Origin of the sequence: Pedobacter sp. N36a (assembly GCF_014472395.1) — a bacterium.
Lineage (GTDB): Bacteria > Bacteroidota > Bacteroidia > Sphingobacteriales > Sphingobacteriaceae > Pedobacter.
In genome coordinates this window covers 78,121-96,508 of sequence record NZ_JACSZW010000004.1, presented here as the reverse complement: position 1 = coordinate 96,508, position 18,388 = coordinate 78,121, and the positions used below count along the sequence as shown (strand labels likewise).

Sequence of the window (18,388 nt, the reverse complement as noted above, 5' to 3'; positions counted from 1 at the left end):
ACTGTCTCTCGTGTTTTTTTCGAATTATCGATTCCTGCAAAGAAGATTTATGAATTGCGCCAAGCGCTATTGGTTTTGACGCTGGTATGAAACGGATTTCAGCCAGGTTCCCTATCTTTGCAATGAATCGTAAATATATCATTTAATTATTTCTTCTTAAAATAACTACGCCATTGCAAGTATTCACTTTGTTCGAAGGCACCTATTCTGTAGATGCCACTAAAAAATTTCTGCCATTTAACCCTGCTGTGGATCAGCCAAAAGACCGTCCGGCTTCTTTGTTTATCAATGTACAGCCATTTTTAGTAAAAATGGAAGATCAGTTGATTTTGCTGGATACCGGATTGGGCTATAGCAATGAAAATGGGCAATTGATTTTGCATGAAAACATTAAAAAAGCGGGTTTTAATCCGGAAGATGTAACTTTGGTATTGATGTCTCATCTACATTTCGACCATTCAGGCGGGATGATTCATCATGTTGGCGACAAGATGGAGCTGAGTTTTCCGAACGCAGTATATGTGATTCAGCGTGGAGAATGGGAGGGTGCTTTTACCAATCCTTCTTCTTCTTACCATACCGAAATTTTTGAATTCCTGCAGCGCAATGCACAATTGGTATTTATTGAGGGATCCGGACAATTTACAGCGGAGATTAGTTACGAATTAACGGGTGCACATACCCCTTTTCATCAGACCTTTTTACTGGATGACGGAACGGATAAAGTTTTTTTTGGGGGTGATGTTTTGCCTGATCCGGAAGAGTTACTCAGGAAGTTCATTGCCAAATATGACTTTGATGGCAGAAAAGCAATGGAACTTCGGGAAATTTTCGGGGAGAAAGCAGCTGCAGAAAACTGGAACTGTTTATTTTACCATGGCAAATCCCGGGCCTTAGGTTTCGTGACTTTAACAGATGGGCAGTTTAAGATTCATTAGACTCTTGGACGATGATTTTAAATAACTCTGTCAGGCGTTCAATAGAAAGGGGTTTAGAGATAAACCCTTTTACAGTCTGATAAGTCTTTGCCTTCTCAATGTCATTCTCATAGACGGAAGAAGAGAGCATATACATGTCTATTCCTTTGTCGACATTTAACGTTCCATAAGCATCCAGAAATTCCCATCCATTCAGTACAGGCATATTAATGTCAATTAGGACGAGATGCGGCAATGATTCCTGTAACGAAAGCGTCATGGTGATATAATCAATCGCCATTTGTCCATTTGTTTTGGCGATCATTTCTACGTTGTACCCCGTTTTTTCTACTATTTTTTTTATAATGAAGATGTTAATGTCGTCATCATCAATAACAAGTAGCTTAATTTTTGAGGTCATCATAGATTTCAAAGGGTAACTGTAAAATTGTTGTGTGTAATATATAAAGTTATGAAATATGTAGCTATGGTAGAAGTGGTATCTGTTATGTTACAAAAAAAAGGCCACTATACTATAATGGCCTTTTTTTTATGAAATAAATATAATTATTTTTTTGCTACTAATTTAACCGAAAGCTCAAATTCATCATTGATCATTTTGTTTCCAATTTCCGGGAAAATAGTTTTTGATCTGAATTTGATGTCATATTTAGTTCTGTCTACAATGATTTTTTCAGCAGTTGCAGTCACTGATCCGTCAGCATTCCAGGCTAAAGTAGCAGGGAAACTAATTGGTTTCGTAATGCCTTTGATGGTTAAGTCTCCATTTACAGTTACTGATTGACCATTTCCTGTTACATTTTTGATCACAAATGTAGAGGTCGGATACTTGTCTGCACCAAAGAAATCTGCATCCTTCAAATGTTTTTCTAAATTGGCACTATTATCGGCATCCTTGATGCTGTTCATGTCCAATACAAAGTTGCCAGCAGTTAACTTTTTTCCATTGAAGGATAAAGCACCCGATTGTAAATTGATCGTGCCATTGTGACCGCCAGTCAGTTTTTTTCCAATCCAGGTGATCGAAGATTTCGAAGCGTCTACTTTATAGGTGTCTGCTTTGAACACTGGTGCAATGAATGCAGAAGTAGTCATCACTACTAAAAGTAGTGCTAATGAGGTTAATTTTAGTTTCATGTCTTTGTTTAATGGTTGAGTTACAGGCCGGTTTAGACCTTTTAATACATTTATGACTTAAATATATTAAAAGGTTTAACCAGACCTATAAATTTTTAAACAGTTTCTTCTTCCATATAGCTTTCAATCGGAGGGCAAGCGCAAACCAATGACCTATCGCCAAAGGAATCGTTTACTCTGCCTACGGAAGGCCAGAATTTGAAAGCCGCAACATATGGAAGTGGGAAAGCAGCCGTCTGTCTGCTGTAGCCATGGATCCATTCATCAGCTGTTACAACAGAAGCGGTGTGAGGTGCATTTTTTAATGGGTTATCAGTTTTGTCTAATTGACCATTTTCTACTGCAGTTACTTCTTTTCTTATCGCAATTAAAGCATCGCAGAATCTGTCTAACTCATGTTTCGGCTCACTTTCAGTTGGCTCTACCATCAGCGTTCCTGCTACTGGGAAAGATACTGTTGGGGCATGGAAACCATAATCCATTAAACGTTTTGCAAGGTCAACTACTTCAATGCCGAAGTTTTTGAAGCCTCTACAATCCAGGATCATTTCGTGTGCACAACGACCATTTGCACCAGAGTACAATACTGGGTAATGTGTTTCTAAACGCGCCTTCATATAGTTGGCGTTAAGAATGGCATTTTTCGTTGCATTCATTAATCCGTCTCCACCCATCATTGCGATGTATGCATGAGAGATCACTAAGATCGAAGCGGAACCCCATGGAGCTGAAGCTACTGCAGGGATAGATTTTTCTTTGTTGATGTCGACTACCGCATGAGCTGGAAGGTAAGGAACCAGGTGTTTAGCCACACCAATTGGACCCATACCAGGACCACCACCACCGTGAGGGATACAGAAAGTTTTATGTAAGTTAAGGTGACAAACGTCAGCACCGATATTACCTGGGCTGGTCAATCCTACCTGAGCATTCATGTTTGCGCCATCCATGTAAACTTGTCCGCCATTTTCATGGATGATGTTACAGATGTCAATGATGCTTTCCTCAAATACACCATGTGTAGATGGATAAGTTACCATTAAACAAGAAAGGTTTTCTTTGTGCTCTTCTGCTTTGATTTTTAAATCGGCAACGTCAATGTTTCCGTTCTCCAGAGATTTAACGATGATGATTTTCATTCCAGCCATTGCTGCAGAAGCCGGGTTGGTTCCATGTGCAGAAGAAGGAATTAAAGCTACGTTACGGTGATGGTCACCACGATCCTGGTGGTAAGCTCGGATCACCATTAAACCTGCATATTCACCTTGAGCACCAGAGTTTGGCTGTAAGCTCATTGCTGCAAATCCAGTGATTTCGCTCAACCATTTATCTAGCTCATTGAAAACAGTATAGTAACCCGCAACCTGATCTGCCGGAGCAAATGGGTGGATTCTACCGAATTCTGGCCAGGTTACCGGAATCATTTCTGTGGTTGCATTTAGTTTCATTGTACATGAACCTAAAGCGATCATCGAGTGACAAAGAGAAAGGTCTTTTGCCTCTAATGATTTAATGTAGCGCAGCATTTCATGCTCTGAATGGTGCGAGTTAAATAGTGGATGCGTTAAGTAAGTAGAAGTACGTTGCAAAGCAGCTGGAATTACTGTTGCCGGATTTTCTTCAGACATTTCAACGCTATCCGCAGCGATACCTTTTACTTTAGCGAAGATTTTCACTAATAACTTCACATCTTCCAGGTCTGTAGTCTCATCTAAAGAGATGGTCACTACGCTACCATTGTAGTTTAAGTTGATCTCATTGTCTACACATTCTCTGTGGATAGAATCAACAAGGTTGCCTAAGTCTAACTGGATGGTATCGAAGTAAGATTTATTCAATTGTGTATAACCTGCTTTTTCTAATGATTCAGCTAAAGTTACCGTCAAGCCATGTGTGCGTTCTGCAATCAGTTTTAATCCTTTTGGACCGTGATAAACTGCGTAGAAACTCGCCATAATCGCTAATAATGCTTGTGCAGTACAGATATTGGAAGTTGCTTTATCTCTACGGATATGCTGTTCCCTGGTTTGCAAAGCCATACGTAAGGCGTAGTTGTTGTTGCTGTCGATCGTTACCCCGATGATACGGCCTGGAATAGAGCGTTTGTACTCATCTTTAGTGGCGAAATAAGCAGCATGTGGGCCACCGAAGCCCATTGGTACTCCAAAACGCTGTGTTGTACCTACCACTACATCAGCACCCCATTCACCTGGAGGCGTCAATAATGTTAAGCTTAAAAGATCCGCAATTACGGTCACTTTTACATTTACACCATGAGCAGTTTTAGCGAAACCAGTATAGTCGAAAACCTCGCCATTACCAGCTGGGTATTGAATCACTGCACCGAAAAATTCTTCGTTCAGCTCAACCGTTTGGTGATCACCGATCACTAACTCAATTCCAAAAGGATTGGCACGGGTTTTTAAAATGTCAATAGTTTGTGGGAAGATCAATTCCGAAACGAAAAATTTCTTCGCATTTGAGTTTTTGCGCAAGCTGAATTGCATGAACATCGCCTCAGCAGCAGCAGTACCTTCATCCAATAGAGAAGCATTTGCGATTTCCATTCCTGTAAGGTCAATTACTAAAGTCTGGAAATTTAACAGGGCTTGTAAACGGCCTTGTGCAATCTCTGCCTGGTAAGGTGTATATTGAGTATACCATCCTGGATTTTCCATCACGTTACGCAAGATTACTCCTGGCGTAGTGGTGTCATAATATCCCTGACCGATATAAGACTTAAATACTTTATTTAAGGAAGCAGTTTTCTTTAAGCTGCTCAGGTAATCCTTTTCAGATTTCGCCTTTGGCAGGTTTAATGGCTGTTTTAACCGGATCGATTGAGGAACCGTCTGTTCAATTAATTCGTCAACAGAACCCAAACCAAGGGTATCTAACATGGCATTGGTATCCTCTGTATTAGGAGCAATGTGACGATCTTTAAAGTCTTCTTTGTAATGAATATTTAAGCTCATGAAATCTATATATAAAAAGTTCCGCAAAGGTAATAAAAAATACACTTAGCTCTAAGCGGAATTGATCATATATCGCTATTCTCCAACGAGTATCCAACCGCTATCTTTTTTATACTTTAATTTATAAGATTTAGTGATATAGTTACTGGCTGTGCCTTTGTTTTTCAGCCAGATAGAAAAATCATTAGGCTCTTTTTTTAAGGATACTGTAACACGTGCAACTTTTGAATCCCCTTTGATCATTGTGATTGGTTTATCTACATCCATCACATAGTCTAATGCACGAAGGCTTGCCTGAGAAGCGGTCTGTTTCAAAATGTAGGGTTTGCTCTTGTCTGTTAAGACAATTTTATAGATAAAAACGCTATCTTTCGACAAGAACTTCTTTTTCTGATCCTGCAGGTTAAGGACTACCCAGCCTTTTTCCTGAAGGCTCTTGTATTTTTCTAATGCTAATTTATCATTTTTACTTTTAAACCTGATTTCTCCAACCTCCATTTTTATCTCTTCATAAACCGGGTTGGCTTTAAGGTAGCCGGCAATGACATCGGTTGCGGTGCTTTCATCTAAATTTTCAGCAGCGCCTTTACAGCCTGCGATCAACAAAAGAAACAATGCGGAAAGGGTCAGTAAATTCAGGTTTTTCATAAGTGTGATAGGTTAATTTTGTAATTGACGGAGGTACATTTGAATGGTGTTTTCCAGGCCAAGGTATAGGGCATCGCTGATTAAGGCATGTCCGATACTGACTTCCAGTAATCCCGGGATATTTGCTGCGAAATATTTCAGGTTTTGTAAGTCCAGGTCATGACCGGCATTGATGCCTAGGCCCAGTTCATTGGCTATTTTTGCAGCGGCGATATAAGGTTTGATGGATTGTTCTCGGTTTTCCTGATAATGACGGGCATAATCTTCGGTGTACAATTCAATGCGATCAGTACCACTTTCTGCGGCTGCTTTTACCATTTCTTCTACTGGATCTACGAAGATCGAAACGCGGATGCCTGCCGTTTGAAATAGCTGCACCATTTCCTTCAGGTAATCCTGGTGTTTGATGGTATTCCATCCATGGTTTGAAGTGATTTGTCCTTCTGTATCTGGTACCAAAGTAACCTGAGCTGGTTTATTGGCCAAAACCAGGTCTACAAATTTCTGCTCTTTACAATTGCCTTCAATGTTAAATTCTGTAGCAATGACTGCTTTTAAATCGAATACATCCTGGTAACGGATATGTCTTTCGTCTGGACGCGGGTGAACCGTAATACCCTCTGCTCCAAAGCGCTCACAGTCTAACGCTACCTTTACTAAATCCGGATTATTTCCCCCGCGACTGTTTCTTAAAGTCGCAATCTTATTGATGTTTACAGATAAATTTGCCATGAGGTAAAAATAGCAGATTATTTCCTTATTTTGTTCTAAGCAATGATCCTAATTTATTAAGCCATTCTCCATGAAGTTTCTTTTTACTTTTCTATGCCTGTTGAGTTTTCAAAGCCTGGTGCATGGACAGGATACCAAAGCAGATCCTAAAGGTTTTCCTGTAATTGCACACCAGGACACGCTGTTTTATATTCAGAATAGGTTAGGTTCGTTACCGGCAAAAGAGCGTGCGGAAAGAACTTCAGATAAAGTCGCTAAATTGGCAGACGATCTGCTGTTTGTGCCGGATTCGGTGAAGGTACAGAAGGATTCGCTCGTGGTAGATATTGCCTATAAAGGTGATATTTTGATGAGCTTATCTAAGCTGGACGCGGATTCCGTTCGGATGAATATCGATGTGCTGGCCAAAACTTATCAGCAGATCATCGTGGATAATGTGATGGCATATAAAAAGGAAACCGATGTAGTGGAGCTGCTAAAACGTGCCGCTCTGGGTATTTTGATACTTTCCATACTGGGTGCCTGTCTGTTTTACCTGAATAAGTATTTCAATCGCTTCCGCGGCTGGATCAGCAAAAGACTCCATCAAAAGCTGAGCAAGCTTAAAATCAAAGATTATGAGCTGATCAACCGGAAAAATGAACTGTTATTGATCAATAAGGCCTTACATCTGGTTAAATTTTTACTGATGTTTTTACTAGTATACCTAACCTTGCCATTGGTATTCCGCCTTTTTCCATGGACCAAACCTTTGGGTGATCATTTGATGAATTTTGTACTCAATCCGCTGAAAAATATCTTTTCAGCGCTGATCAATTTCATTCCTAACCTGATTACGATCCTGGTGATTTTCTTTGTTTTTCATTATGTAAAAAAATTGATTAGGTTTTTAGCTGGAGAGATTGAATCGGAGAAGTTAAAGATCAATGGTTTTTATCCGGATTGGGCAAAACCGACCTACAATATCATCCGGCTTGTGCTAAACGCCTTTATGCTGGTCGTGATCTGGCCATCTATTCCAGGCTCCAATTCAGAAATCTTTAAAGGGGTATCGGTATTTTTAGGACTGTTGATTTCTTTTGGGTCTTCTTCTGCGATTAGTAATGGAGTAGCGGGAATGGTGATTACTTATATGCGTCCTTTTAAAGTAGGAGATGTAGTGAAAATAGGAGATATTACTGGTTCGGTATTGGAAAAGTCTTTGTTAGTGACCCGTTTGAAAACCATCAAAAATGAGATCATTACCATTCCGAATAGCGCCATTCTGAATGGTAATACAGTCAATTATACGAGTTTATCTGTGGCAGATGGCTTGATTATACACACAACTCTGACTTTAGGTTATGATATTCCATGGAATAAAATTCATGAATTATTGATCGGTGCGGCCTTAGCTACAGAGGGAGTGATTAAAGAAAAACAGCCCTTTGTACTACAAACCAGTCTGGACGATTGGTATGTTTCTTATCAGCTGAATGCGTATGTATCAAGGCCGGATATAATGGCGGTGATTTATTCAGAGCTCCATAAAAATATTCATGAGGCTTTTGATGCAGCAGAAGTAGAGATCATGTCGCCACATTACCAGGCGATGAGAGATGGGAATGCAAGTACTTTGCCCAATAAAGCAGAGGCAGATGCGGAGCAGGTATTACCGGATTCAAAAAGTTAATCCTGGAGGATTTGCAATAATAAAAAGGGATGCTGACTGAACAGCATCCCTTTTATATTTAATTACTTACCTAGTATCTGTAAGCTTCAGGTTTGAATGGACCTTCTACAGGAACACCAATATAATCTGCCTGGTGCTGATCTAGAACGTCCAATTCTACACCGATTTTAGCTAAGTGTAAACGTGCTACTTTCTCATCTAAGAATTTAGGAAGCACATAAACTTTGTTCTCGTAATTAGCGGTGTTCGTCCACAATTCTAATTGCGCTAAAGTCTGGTTAGTAAAAGAATTAGACATTACAAAACTTGGGTGGCCAGTAGCACAGCCTAAATTTACCAAACGTCCTTCAGCCAATAGGATGATATCTTTACCGTCAATAGTATATTTATCAACCTGCGGTTTGATTTCCACTTTAGTATTACCATAATTGGTATTTAACCAAGCTACGTCAATCTCATTGTCAAAGTGACCAATGTTACAAACGATTGCTTTGTCTTTCATTACTTTGAAATGTTCTGCACGAACAATATCACAGTTACCAGTAGTCGTTACAATAATATCAGCTTCTTTAACAGCAGTAGCGAATTTCTTCACTTCATAACCTTCCATTGCCGCTTGTAATGCACAGATCGGATCAATTTCAGAAACAATTACACGTACACCTTGTGAGCTCAATGATTCCGCAGAACCTTTACCCACATCACCGTAACCAGCAACAACAGCAACTTTACCAGCCATCATTACGTCAGTTGCACGACGGATCGCATCAACTAATGACTCACGGCAGCCGTATTTATTGTCGAATTTAGATTTAGTTACTGAATCGTTCACATTGATCGCAGGTAAATGTAAAGTACCATTTTTCATGCGTTCATATAAACGGTGAACACCTGTAGTTGTTTCTTCAGAAAGACCTTTGATGCCTGCGATCAGCTCAGGGAATCTATCGAAAACCATGTTGGTTAAATCACCACCATCATCTAAGATCATGTTTAATGGCTGACGGTCTGGACCGAAGTGTAAAGTTTGCTCAATGCACCAATCGAAATCTGGTTCGTTAAGACCTTTCCAGGCATAAACCTGAATTCCTGCAGCAGCAATTGCAGCAGCAGCGTGATCTTGTGTAGAAAAGATATTACATGATGACCAGGTCACTTCTGCACCAAGTTCTACCAATGTTTCGATTAAAACAGCAGTTTGAATCGTCATGTGTAAGCATCCTGCGATGCGTGCACCTTTTAATGGTTTCGAAGGACCGAATTCTTCGCGTAATGACATTAGTCCTGGCATTTCTGCTTCGGCTAATCCAATTTCTTTACGACCCCATTCCGCCAGTGAAATGTCCTTAACTTTATAAGGGACATAAGTTGTCTCTACTGATGACATATTTCTATATTTAAATGATTAAATGCGAACTAGTTACCTTGTTTTTGATAGGTTCAGCATAGTTTTGCTTAGACTTTTTTGAAAACAGGCTAATTACGCCACAAAATTACACAATAGTTTGGCCAATTTCAAAACCGTTTCATGAGCAATCAGATAGGGGAAGTGCTTATGACATAAGAAAGATAAGGGACACTAGGTCAGAAGTCTAATCAGAGCTGGATTGGCGGAGCATTTGATGTTGAAGTTCGGGAAATACCAGATCGAAAGCTACGCCTAACACTGGTCGGGAAGAGATCTGCGTCTCGCAAGAGGCTGGATGGGGTTCAGATAGGGTCTGGATGCCAAACACTAAGTCAAACCTACGTGGACCCTACGCGAACCCTACGCCGGCTCTACACCAATGCCCTTCTCTTCCCGAACACTACCAGACCACTATCAGGGCAAAAATTGCTTTTTTAAGCCGGACGATTATCGGCCTTATTTTCCACCTTGAAATTAGAGGTTCACCTTAATTAGATTAATTATAAATAATAAATCTATATTTGCGGCTGTAATTTCTACACCAGAAACAATGAATTATAAATGAAATCGTTACGCATTATACTACTAAGCATATTTATGTTTGGTTATCAGCTTGCTTCTGCTCAAGCTACAGGAGGGATCTCCGGAAAAGTCAGTTTATTCGACGGACAGCCTTACGCCTCGGCTTCGGTTACCTTACTGGAAACCATAAAAACGACATTAACAGATGAGCAGGGGAGATATTCATTCCAAACTTTAAACCCAGGTAATTATACGGTAAGAATTCAGATCCTTGGGACGGCTCAAAAGGACATTTCAGTTCAGGTGCTTGCCGGACAAACGGCAATGGCCGATTATCAATTGACAAAAGAAAACGTACTGGCTTTGCAAGAGGTTACCATTCCTGGAAATGTAAACAAATTTTCAAGGAAAGAGAGTGTGTATGTGGCCAGACTTCCATTGAAGAATCTCGAAAACCCACAGGTATATTCTTCAATTCCAAAGGAGTTATTTCAGGAGCAAATGGCGACGGATCTTGGAAGTATTGCTAAAAATGTTCCCGGAGCAGGTATTCCGATGATCGCCAACCAAGGTAGGGTAACTTTCAGATCCAGAGGATTTGATACCGAACCAAATGCCAGGAATGGAGTTGCAGGTGCTGCTTTTGCCTCTATTGACCCTGCAAATATCGAACGTGTAGAGGTGATTAAAGGACCTTCAACAACGTTATTTGGGACCAGTATTGCCAGTAGTTATGGTGGTTTATATAACCGGGTAACGAAAAAACCTTACAATGGTTTCGGAGGAGAACTGAGTTATTTTGCTGGAAGCTGGGATTTTAATCGCATTGCAGTAGACGTAAATACGCCGGTGAATGCAGATAAAACAGCTTTGTTCCGTTTAAATGCTGCTACAAGTTTTGAGAAAACATTCCAGGATCAAGGCTTTACAAACAGCCTGAGCATCGCTCCAAGTTTTTCTTATCAGATCACCGACAAGCTATCACTATTGTTAGATGTGGAGTTTGGCCAGGCAAAGGGAACATCTGTAGTCCGTTTTAATCCTTATATCAGTCCGACGGTGGCCTCTGAAAAATCAATTAAAGAGCTTGGTTTTCCTTACAACAAGACTTTTATCGGAAACGATTTGCCTTATCAAACACAAATGATGAATATTTTTGCTCAGGCAAACTATAAGATGTCGGCAGATTGGACTTCACAGACCATCATTTCCCGTGCACGTTCTTCTATAAATGGTTACATCACTGCGTTGAGAGGGACAGCAGAGACAAAAATCAGCCCCCAAATCATTACAGGCTCTACTGCTTTTATTGCGACAAATATTCAACAGAATTTTATCGGTGATTTTAAGATAGCAAACCTGCGTAACAGATTGGTGGTAGGCCTGGATTACTATAATAACTCAAATGATTTTGATCGGGTAACGGTTAATTTTCCAGCGGTAGACTTTACCAATACCCCAGTTTCTTATCGCGTCAGCCGTTTTAAAGTGGATTCGTTAACGAGCAAAGGAGCACTTCGCAGGGAAAGCAATGGCGATAATACTTATTCTGCGTATTTCTCTGACGTGATTAATATTACCGAACGCTTACTGGCGATGGTGAGTCTTCGTATGAATCATTTTGAAAATAAAGGAGTCTATAACATTACTACAGGCGAGACCTCAGGCGGTTTAACTGCTGCCGGAAAGCAGAATGGCCCTTATAAACAAACATCACTGTCTCAAAAATTCGGAATGGTGTATGAGGTGTCTAAAGATCATGTCTCCTTATTCGGTAACTATATGGGCGGATTTTTTAATAAAAGCGGGGTTACTGCCAGTGGTGCAGCTGTCAAACCAGAACAAGCCAATCAGTTAGAGTTCGGAGTTAAAGGAGATGTGTTTGATCATAAACTGGTTGGAACGATTAGCTATTACGACATTAAAGTAAAAGATGTGCTGCGAAATGACCCTGATAACCTAGATAATTATCAGATTCAGGATGGTACCCAGTTGAGCAGAGGAGTAGAAGTTGAGTTGACTGCTAATCCTTTTGCAGGATTTAATATGGTAGCAGGTTATGCCTATAATGATAGTAAACTGACTAAATCGAGTCCTTCAACCAATGGTCTGCGCCCGGGTTTATCTGGTCCGCCGCATAGTTTTAACTTCTGGATGAGTTACCGTGTGCCTCAGGGAGAACTGAAAGGACTAGGTATAGGTTTTGGTGGTAATGCCGGAAGTTCAGCTTACCATACAAATACGACGACTACAAAAATTATTATTCCTGCTTACACAATGTTGGATGCCAGTATATTTTATGATCAGCCAAAATACCGTGTTGGTTTTAAAGTAGATAACCTGACCAGCGAAAAAGCTTGGTCGGTGAGGTTAACGCCGCAAGCGCCTGCCAGGTTTATTGGTAATGTGACGCTTAAGTTTTAATGATGGAGCGGTTTTAAGGAGCAGCCGTTTTAATAATGAAGCGCTAAATAAATCATCTTTTCCATATGATTTATTTAGCGCTTTGTAGGTTATACAAAAGCAATTAATTGCTTTCGTCGGCGCTGATCATTTTGGAAAAGTTCCTTTCTCTTTTCCCATATCAGCAAGTAGTACCTCCGATATGCAAATAATAAAGACCAGCATATAATAGATCGATTTTACATAATCTAGTTGTTTAAATAAGGTTCAACGTGTATAAGGGTGTCTTTAATCTGAAGGTTTGAGGATCGCAATTCGTCTTTCACCTGATGGGCAATTTCATGTGCATCAAATACATTCTTATTTCGATCTACTTCGATGTGCATATCTACATAATAATCTATTCCCATCTTTCTTACATAACATTTCTCTACTTTTTTAACTTCAATATGTAAAGAGGCGATATGGGTAATTGCGGAGATTAATTCGTCGGAAGGTGCTTTGTCCATGATTTCTTCAAATGCCGGACGGATGATTTTGAAGGCATTGTATATGATAAAAAAACAAGCGAAAAGTGCTGCCCAGTCGTCTGCGCCTTCATAACCTTTACCCAAAAAAAACGCAATTGAAATACCAATAAAAGCGGCAATTGAGGTAATGGCATCGCTCCTGTGGTGGTAAGCATCGGCAATAACTGCCTGGCTGTTGATTCGTTTTCCTACCGCATAAACGTATCGGAAAAGAAATTCTTTTGTTGCAATGACCAGCAGCAGTACCACTAAAGTGTATCGCTTGGGAAGTTCATGAGGAGTTTTTATAAAACCGATCGAATGGTAGGCAATCCATCCTGCAGCAGCTAGCAGGAAAAATCCGATGAGAATTGCGGCTAGGGGCTCTGCCTTTCCATGGCCATAAGGATGGCCTTTGTCTGGCGGGCGCTGAGCATACATCAGGGCAACCCAAAGCAATCCTGAACTGATGACGTCTGCTCCTGATTCTGTAGCATCGGCAATCAGGGCATAAGATTGACCAAGATAACCGGAAATCCCTTTTACAAAAATTAAAATAATACTGATGATGATACCCAATTGGGTAGTGCGAATGGCTTCCGAGGAAGGGCTTCTTTTTGCCTGCTCCATAAAAAAATAAAAACGTATAAATGACCCCATTTTAAAATTTGAGGAGTCAGCCTGGACAATTGATCTAAACTAAAAAGGCGGCTTGTGGTGGTTTGTAGGGTTTCCCGGAAAACCTGTAGATTTCTTTTTTCCAGTAGAAAAAACATAATTCATTGGGTATACAAGATTGATCTGAGCTAAGCTCAAAAAATGGCTCCTGACAGAACAGCAATTGATGATGTCCGTATAAGATCTTTTTAAATGGAAGCTTGCTGTCCTGATTTCCATCATTGTCCACAATATCCTTTCCCCAGTAATGCATGGAAAGAAAATCAATAAAGTTGATATTGGGATTGCGGGAGGTATGATCAATGTAATGAGATACGAGTATGGGGCCTTTGAAAAGCTCAGTTATCGCCGAACCAGATAAAATACAGGTAACCAGAAAGTAGATCATCACCCTTTTCATGGGGGCAAATATACTCATTTCATCACAATTTAGGCTTTTGAATCTGATTCATTAAACGAGTGAATTGTTTGGCAAAACGGCAGTCCTAATTGTCCCTTAAGGAAAATAGAAGCATTTTTTTTCTATTGGATGAATTGCCCTTAGCATGGATTTAGCTTAGATGCTATCAACATCACCTTACTATATTTTCTATTAACCTTAGTAGTTGGAAAACAGCAAGTTGCGATCAAAGTATTCCCCCTTGCTGGTCAGAAGTTTTTACACCCAAGCGCTCAGTTTAAATACAATATCAAAGTTTTTGATGCAGCTAATGACCTAAATTTTAAAGAGCAGCTTCCTGGAGAATATGAGATAGCTAAAGTTGATCCTGCGAAGAAACAGACAGTACTTACACAAACTGCTGATTTTAAGGCGGAGGTGCCTTACACCATAACAGCTTATCAAAATGCTACTGATCTCAGCTCCGTAATTGGGTTAAAAGATAAACCCAATGCGGCTTACCAGCAGCTCTCAAATTTGATCAAAAAAGCTGATGTGGAACAAATTAAAAAATTGATAGCCAATAGGGAAAGTGTAGCTGCGGTTACCGTGTACCTGAGTAAAGAAGAGTCAGATGATCGGATGGAAGGTATTGTCAGCAATCTAAAATCAGGGTATAAATTAGTACCTATTCCTGCAGATGCCATTGTAAAGATTTTTGGTAGTGGAAAACTTGCTACTTTAATCGGATCAATCCCAAAAGTTGTGGAGTAGGCGATAAAAATATAGATTTTTATTTCCATACAGTTTTATATTTATGCCATCAGCTACTGCATCCTTGCTCAGATTATTTGTGCCAGATTTTATACTAGAGAATTTTCAATTCAAAGGGGTTATTGAGGATAGTGAAACCTTCCACATCGAACTTGAAGAATTGAATAATCCTCCCTCAGAGTGGGATGGGATCAAAGTTTTGTCCAAAGGCTTTTTCCCTCAGATTGTAATTCAAGACTTTCCTATCCGTGGGCATAAAGTGTTTTTTCATATCCGCAGACGCCGATGGCTCCATACAGAAACGTCCAAGGTGATTTATCGGAATTGGACTTTAGTAGAAAAGGGAACGCGAATGACTGGAGATTTCGCGGTTTTTTTAAAAGAAATCAATCGATACAGCGCCGAGTAGCGTTGATGCCATCAGTTCATTCTATGGTGTAAAAGCTAAGAATCTACTTCGTCAATATCGTGATTACCTCAGTGACTTTAAAAGCTGGGATCAAAAATCACATGCAAAAAAGTTGCTGTTATATCCGGAAAATCTTGGTGAACAGCTTTCTATGGACGAACTATATTAATATCCAAATATTTTTTTGATTTATTCAGTTCTCGAGCATGCATAATTATCAATGTAGTCTGTGTTGGAGATAATGACTCCAAATGCCTGTCTTAAAAGCTTATTTATGACCGCCATCAAAGCTACTTTACTCGGTTTTCCTTTACTTTTTAGTCGCTCGTACAATTCCTTACAAGAGGTGTTAAAGCGTATTGCTGACCAGGAAGCAATGTAAAGTAGCGAGCGAAGCTCTGGGTCACCATGACGAGTGATAACCCCTTTTGTTTTAATTGACGTTCCTGATTGCTGGTAACTTGGGCATACACCTATGTATTTTGCAAATTTCTTCGCTGAATCAAAATAAGTAAAACCACCAGTGGCCATAATGAGTGCTGTAGCAACTCCGTTTCCTATACCCTTAATGGATGTCAAATGCTCAAGTTGTCTAGAAAATTCACTTCGGGTAACTGCAATCATATCAAGATTCAGTTCCTCTATTTGTTTTTTAATAAAACTAATGCTCTTTTTTAGGCCTTTATTTACTTTGTCATCGATTTTTGGCAGGACTGAAAATGACTCCTGAATATTCAAAAGCATGCGTAATTGCTTTTTAAATTGCCGAAGTAACGTTCGTTTTTGACGTAATTTTTGAATGGTTAAACTGGGAATCTTATAGATAGCAGGGTTCATTTTTTCTCCATACATCGCAATCAACTTGGCATCCAGATTATCTGTCTTTGTTACACTTAGCATCATCTTAGAAAAGTGATTAATCTGTTTAGGATTCACCATAGAGACCGCTATTTGTGCCTCTTGGATCATATAAACTAACAGCGTGCTATAAGTGCCTGTGGCTTCAAGGATACAATGATAGTCGCCATCACAGATTGATTTGATGAACTTTTTAATTCCCTTAATATCGTTGTTGAAGATTTCCAAACGATAAACACTTTCTGTTGGGTAAGCAACCGTAAAATTGATCTTGCTTACATCAATTCCAATACATTTCATAACTAATGATTTAAGAATTATAATGACATCTTTAGAACTATCGTCGTAAATGCGGATTCTAAGATCCATCGAACTATCCAGTTTTAAGATGATAGAAAGCGTGTGGCGGAACGTCCTGAACGGTATCCAAGTACCAACGAGACAGCGGCCTTAACCACGCTTTCTTCAAATGTAACTAATCATTTTATTAGATCGATTCAAACATACGACGAGACAAGTCTATCCCATGGTGAACTTTACACCATCCTTACCAACAAAGGCGCAAAAGGTAAGAAAGGGGCTATCGTTGCCATTGTAGCAGGCACGAAAGCGGAAACCGTCATTTCCGTATTGAAAAGAATCCCGGAAAGGGCAAGAAAAAAGGTCATTGAAGTCACCTTGGATATGGCTGGTAACATGGAATTGATCTGCAAACGTTGTTTTCCGCAAGCAACCAGAGTGACCGATCGGTTTCATGTACAGAAACTGGCTACCGAGGCACTACAGGAAATGAGGATCAAATACAGATGGGAAGCTATGGATCAGGAAAATGAAGCTATAGAAAGATCAAAAAAGACAGGTAGGCCATTTCAAGCGGAAGTACTCCATAATGGAGATACCATCAAGCAGTTGCTTGCCCGTAGCAGATATGTATTGTATAAAAAGCCTTCTGCCTGGATAGAAAGTCAAAAGGACCGTGCAGAGCTCTTATTCGAGAGGTTTCCCGATCTTAAAACTGCCTATGGCCTCAGTTTTGGGCTTAGTCAAATCTTTGAAAATACAACGGACAAAATCTTTGCATTGGCCAGACTGGCCAAATGGCATGAAAAAGTAAGGCAAACAGGATTTAAAGCCTTCAATACAGTTGCAAGATCTATACAGAACCATTATCAGACTATATTGAATTACTTTGACAACAGATCTACTAATGCTTCCGCAGAATCTTTTAATGCAAAAATAAAGGCTTTTAGAAATCTGTTTAGAGGTGTGAAAAACATAGAATTCTTCCTGTACAGACTAACTCAATTGTATGCTTAACAACAGAAAAATCGGTCTTGCTCCACAACTTTTAGGATTGATCCTAAAAAATGTTTTTTTGTATAAAAACAAAGAAGCCTTTCAGTTTTTACTGAAAGGCTTCTTGCTATTTTGCTCCCTCTGCTGGGCTCGAACCAGCGACCCTCTGATTAACAGTCAGATGCTCTAACCAGCTGAGCTAAGAAGGAGTACTGGTTGCCAAAATAAACGGCTTTTTGAAGCTTAAAGCAACATTAAGTTTCGTTCGTTTTGGGAATGCAATATTAGGAGTTTTTCGCCGATTATAAAAGTACTATCACAAGTTTTTTCTAGATTTTAAATTAAGCCCTTAGTTTAGTGCGAATTAAAATTCGTTTTTTATTTCCTAAAACCCATCGAAACGGGGTTAAGTACCAGTAAATGGGTAAAATCAAAGTAATTTAAAGGTAAAATCAAGGGCTAAACGGATGTATTTCTTTGATGGTAATGCATGTTGCTGTACATTTGTATGGATTAACGAATTAAAGAAAGAACATATGTATCCTGAATATTTAGTAGAACCAATGCGTGCAGAACTTACTAAAGTAGGTTTCGAAGAGATGAAAACTGCAGCAGATGTAGATAATGCAATCGGCACTGAGGGTACCGTTTTTGTAGTGGTAAACTCTGTTTGTGGTTGTGCAGCAGCAAATGCTCGTCCTGCAGCAAGATTGGCCGCAGCAAATGAAAAACATCCTGATAAATTGATTACTGTATTTGCAGGTATGGAAAAAGAAGCAGTAGACAGAGCTAGAGGTTATATGATGCCTTTCCCTCCATCTTCTCCAGCAATGGCTTTATTCAAAGACGGTAAATTGGTTCATATGATTGAACGACACCAGATTGAAGGCAGACCAGCACAAATGATTGCTGATAGCTTGATCGGTGCTTTTAATGAATACTGCTAATTACTGCCAAATATTAGGCGATAAAATATATTAAAACAGGGGCTGGTTGTTATAAAACCAGCCCCTGTTTTGTTTTAGGGAATACTTTCTGTTTTTTGCTGGA

General features: G+C 39.6%; 16 protein-coding genes and 1 tRNA gene. 7 read left to right on the top strand and 10 right to left on the bottom strand.

Features of this window, described 5'->3' with window-relative positions; all coding sequences use genetic code 11:
- Positions 1 to 173: 173 nt before the first annotated feature.
- Positions 174 to 938 (top strand): MBL fold metallo-hydrolase, encoded by a 765-nt coding sequence (locus tag H9X96_RS09325; RefSeq protein WP_187666027.1) that lies wholly within the window; start codon positions 174 to 176, stop codon positions 936 to 938.
- Here H9X96_RS09325 and H9X96_RS09320 read toward each other — a convergent pair.
- From H9X96_RS09320 to H9X96_RS09300, 5 genes are all read right to left on the bottom strand, one after another.
- On the bottom strand, positions 925 to 1,341 hold the full coding sequence (locus H9X96_RS09320; RefSeq protein ID WP_187666026.1) for a response regulator: 417 nt from the start codon (positions 1,339 to 1,341) through the stop codon (positions 925 to 927). The two genes, H9X96_RS09325 and H9X96_RS09320, sit on opposite strands and share 14 nt — an antisense overlap.
- Positions 1,342 to 1,484: 143 nt before the next feature.
- Positions 1,485 to 2,075: a YceI family protein gene (locus H9X96_RS09315; RefSeq protein WP_187666025.1), complete on the bottom strand. Its 591-nt coding sequence runs from the start codon at positions 2,073 to 2,075 to the stop codon at positions 1,485 to 1,487.
- Positions 2,076 to 2,170: 95 nt separating this feature from the next.
- Positions 2,171 to 5,050 carry an aminomethyl-transferring glycine dehydrogenase gene (gcvP, locus tag H9X96_RS09310; protein ID WP_187666024.1) on the bottom strand — a complete coding sequence of 960 codons (2,880 nt, stop codon included), beginning with the start codon at positions 5,048 to 5,050 and terminating at the stop codon, positions 2,171 to 2,173.
- A 75-nt stretch (positions 5,051 to 5,125) separates the two neighbouring features.
- Positions 5,126 to 5,698 (bottom strand): hypothetical protein, encoded by a 573-nt coding sequence (locus H9X96_RS09305; RefSeq protein WP_187666023.1) that lies wholly within the window; start codon positions 5,696 to 5,698, stop codon positions 5,126 to 5,128.
- Positions 5,699 to 5,710: 12 nt separating this feature from the next.
- Entirely contained in the window at positions 5,711 to 6,430 is a 720-nt protein-coding gene (locus H9X96_RS09300; RefSeq protein WP_187666022.1) for a pyridoxine 5'-phosphate synthase, read from the bottom strand.
- Between the two features lie 70 nt (positions 6,431 to 6,500).
- Here H9X96_RS09300 and H9X96_RS09295 point away from each other — a divergent pair, with 70 nt between their 5' ends.
- Positions 6,501 to 8,102 (top strand): mechanosensitive ion channel family protein, encoded by a 1,602-nt coding sequence (locus H9X96_RS09295; protein ID WP_187666021.1) that lies wholly within the window; start codon positions 6,501 to 6,503, stop codon positions 8,100 to 8,102.
- A 70-nt stretch (positions 8,103 to 8,172) separates the two neighbouring features.
- Here H9X96_RS09295 and ahcY read toward each other — a convergent pair whose 3' ends face one another.
- Entirely contained in the window at positions 8,173 to 9,489 is a 1,317-nt protein-coding gene (gene ahcY / locus H9X96_RS09290) for an adenosylhomocysteinase (protein ID WP_187666020.1), read from the bottom strand.
- A 582-nt stretch (positions 9,490 to 10,071) separates the two neighbouring features.
- Here ahcY and H9X96_RS09285 point away from each other — a divergent pair.
- Positions 10,072 to 12,456, top strand: coding sequence for a TonB-dependent receptor (locus H9X96_RS09285; protein ID WP_187666019.1), 2,385 nt, complete (start codon positions 10,072 to 10,074; stop codon positions 12,454 to 12,456).
- Positions 12,457 to 12,683: 227 nt separating this feature from the next.
- Here the strand turns inward: H9X96_RS09285 and H9X96_RS09280 are convergent, their stop codons facing one another.
- Together H9X96_RS09280 and H9X96_RS09275 are read right to left on the bottom strand one after the other, a co-directional pair.
- Positions 12,684 to 13,604 (bottom strand): cation diffusion facilitator family transporter, encoded by a 921-nt coding sequence (locus tag H9X96_RS09280; protein WP_255431064.1) that lies wholly within the window; start codon positions 13,602 to 13,604, stop codon positions 12,684 to 12,686.
- A gap of 34 nt (positions 13,605 to 13,638) precedes the next feature.
- A complete protein-coding gene (locus H9X96_RS09275) occupies positions 13,639 to 14,040 on the bottom strand; it encodes a hypothetical protein (RefSeq protein WP_187666018.1) in 402 nt (133 codons plus the stop codon).
- A gap of 399 nt (positions 14,041 to 14,439) precedes the next feature.
- Here H9X96_RS09275 and H9X96_RS09270 point away from each other — a divergent pair, with 399 nt between their 5' ends.
- Together H9X96_RS09270 and H9X96_RS09265 are read left to right on the top strand one after the other, a co-directional pair.
- Positions 14,440 to 14,775, top strand: coding sequence for a hypothetical protein (locus tag H9X96_RS09270; RefSeq protein ID WP_187666017.1), 336 nt, complete (start codon positions 14,440 to 14,442; stop codon positions 14,773 to 14,775).
- A 43-nt stretch (positions 14,776 to 14,818) separates the two neighbouring features.
- Positions 14,819 to 15,184, top strand: coding sequence for a transposase (locus tag H9X96_RS09265; protein WP_187666016.1), 366 nt, complete (start codon positions 14,819 to 14,821; stop codon positions 15,182 to 15,184).
- A gap of 189 nt (positions 15,185 to 15,373) precedes the next feature.
- Here H9X96_RS09265 and H9X96_RS09260 read toward each other — a convergent pair whose 3' ends face one another.
- Positions 15,374 to 16,342, bottom strand: a complete 969-nt coding sequence (locus H9X96_RS09260) for an IS110 family transposase (RefSeq protein WP_187666015.1) — start codon at positions 16,340 to 16,342, stop codon at positions 15,374 to 15,376.
- 102 nt (positions 16,343 to 16,444) lie between these two features.
- On the opposite strand from H9X96_RS09260, the gene H9X96_RS09255 reads away from it, so the two are divergent.
- Entirely contained in the window at positions 16,445 to 17,359 is a 915-nt protein-coding gene (locus H9X96_RS09255) for a transposase (RefSeq protein ID WP_222943864.1), read from the top strand.
- Between the two features lie 114 nt (positions 17,360 to 17,473).
- Here H9X96_RS09255 and H9X96_RS09250 read toward each other — a convergent pair.
- A tRNA-Asn gene (locus tag H9X96_RS09250) sits at positions 17,474 to 17,547 on the bottom strand.
- 327 nt (positions 17,548 to 17,874) lie between these two features.
- On the opposite strand from H9X96_RS09250, the gene H9X96_RS09245 reads away from it, so the two are divergent.
- On the top strand, positions 17,875 to 18,285 hold the full coding sequence (locus H9X96_RS09245; RefSeq protein WP_187666014.1) for a BrxA/BrxB family bacilliredoxin: 411 nt from the start codon (positions 17,875 to 17,877) through the stop codon (positions 18,283 to 18,285).
- Positions 18,286 to 18,388 lie beyond the last annotated feature (103 nt).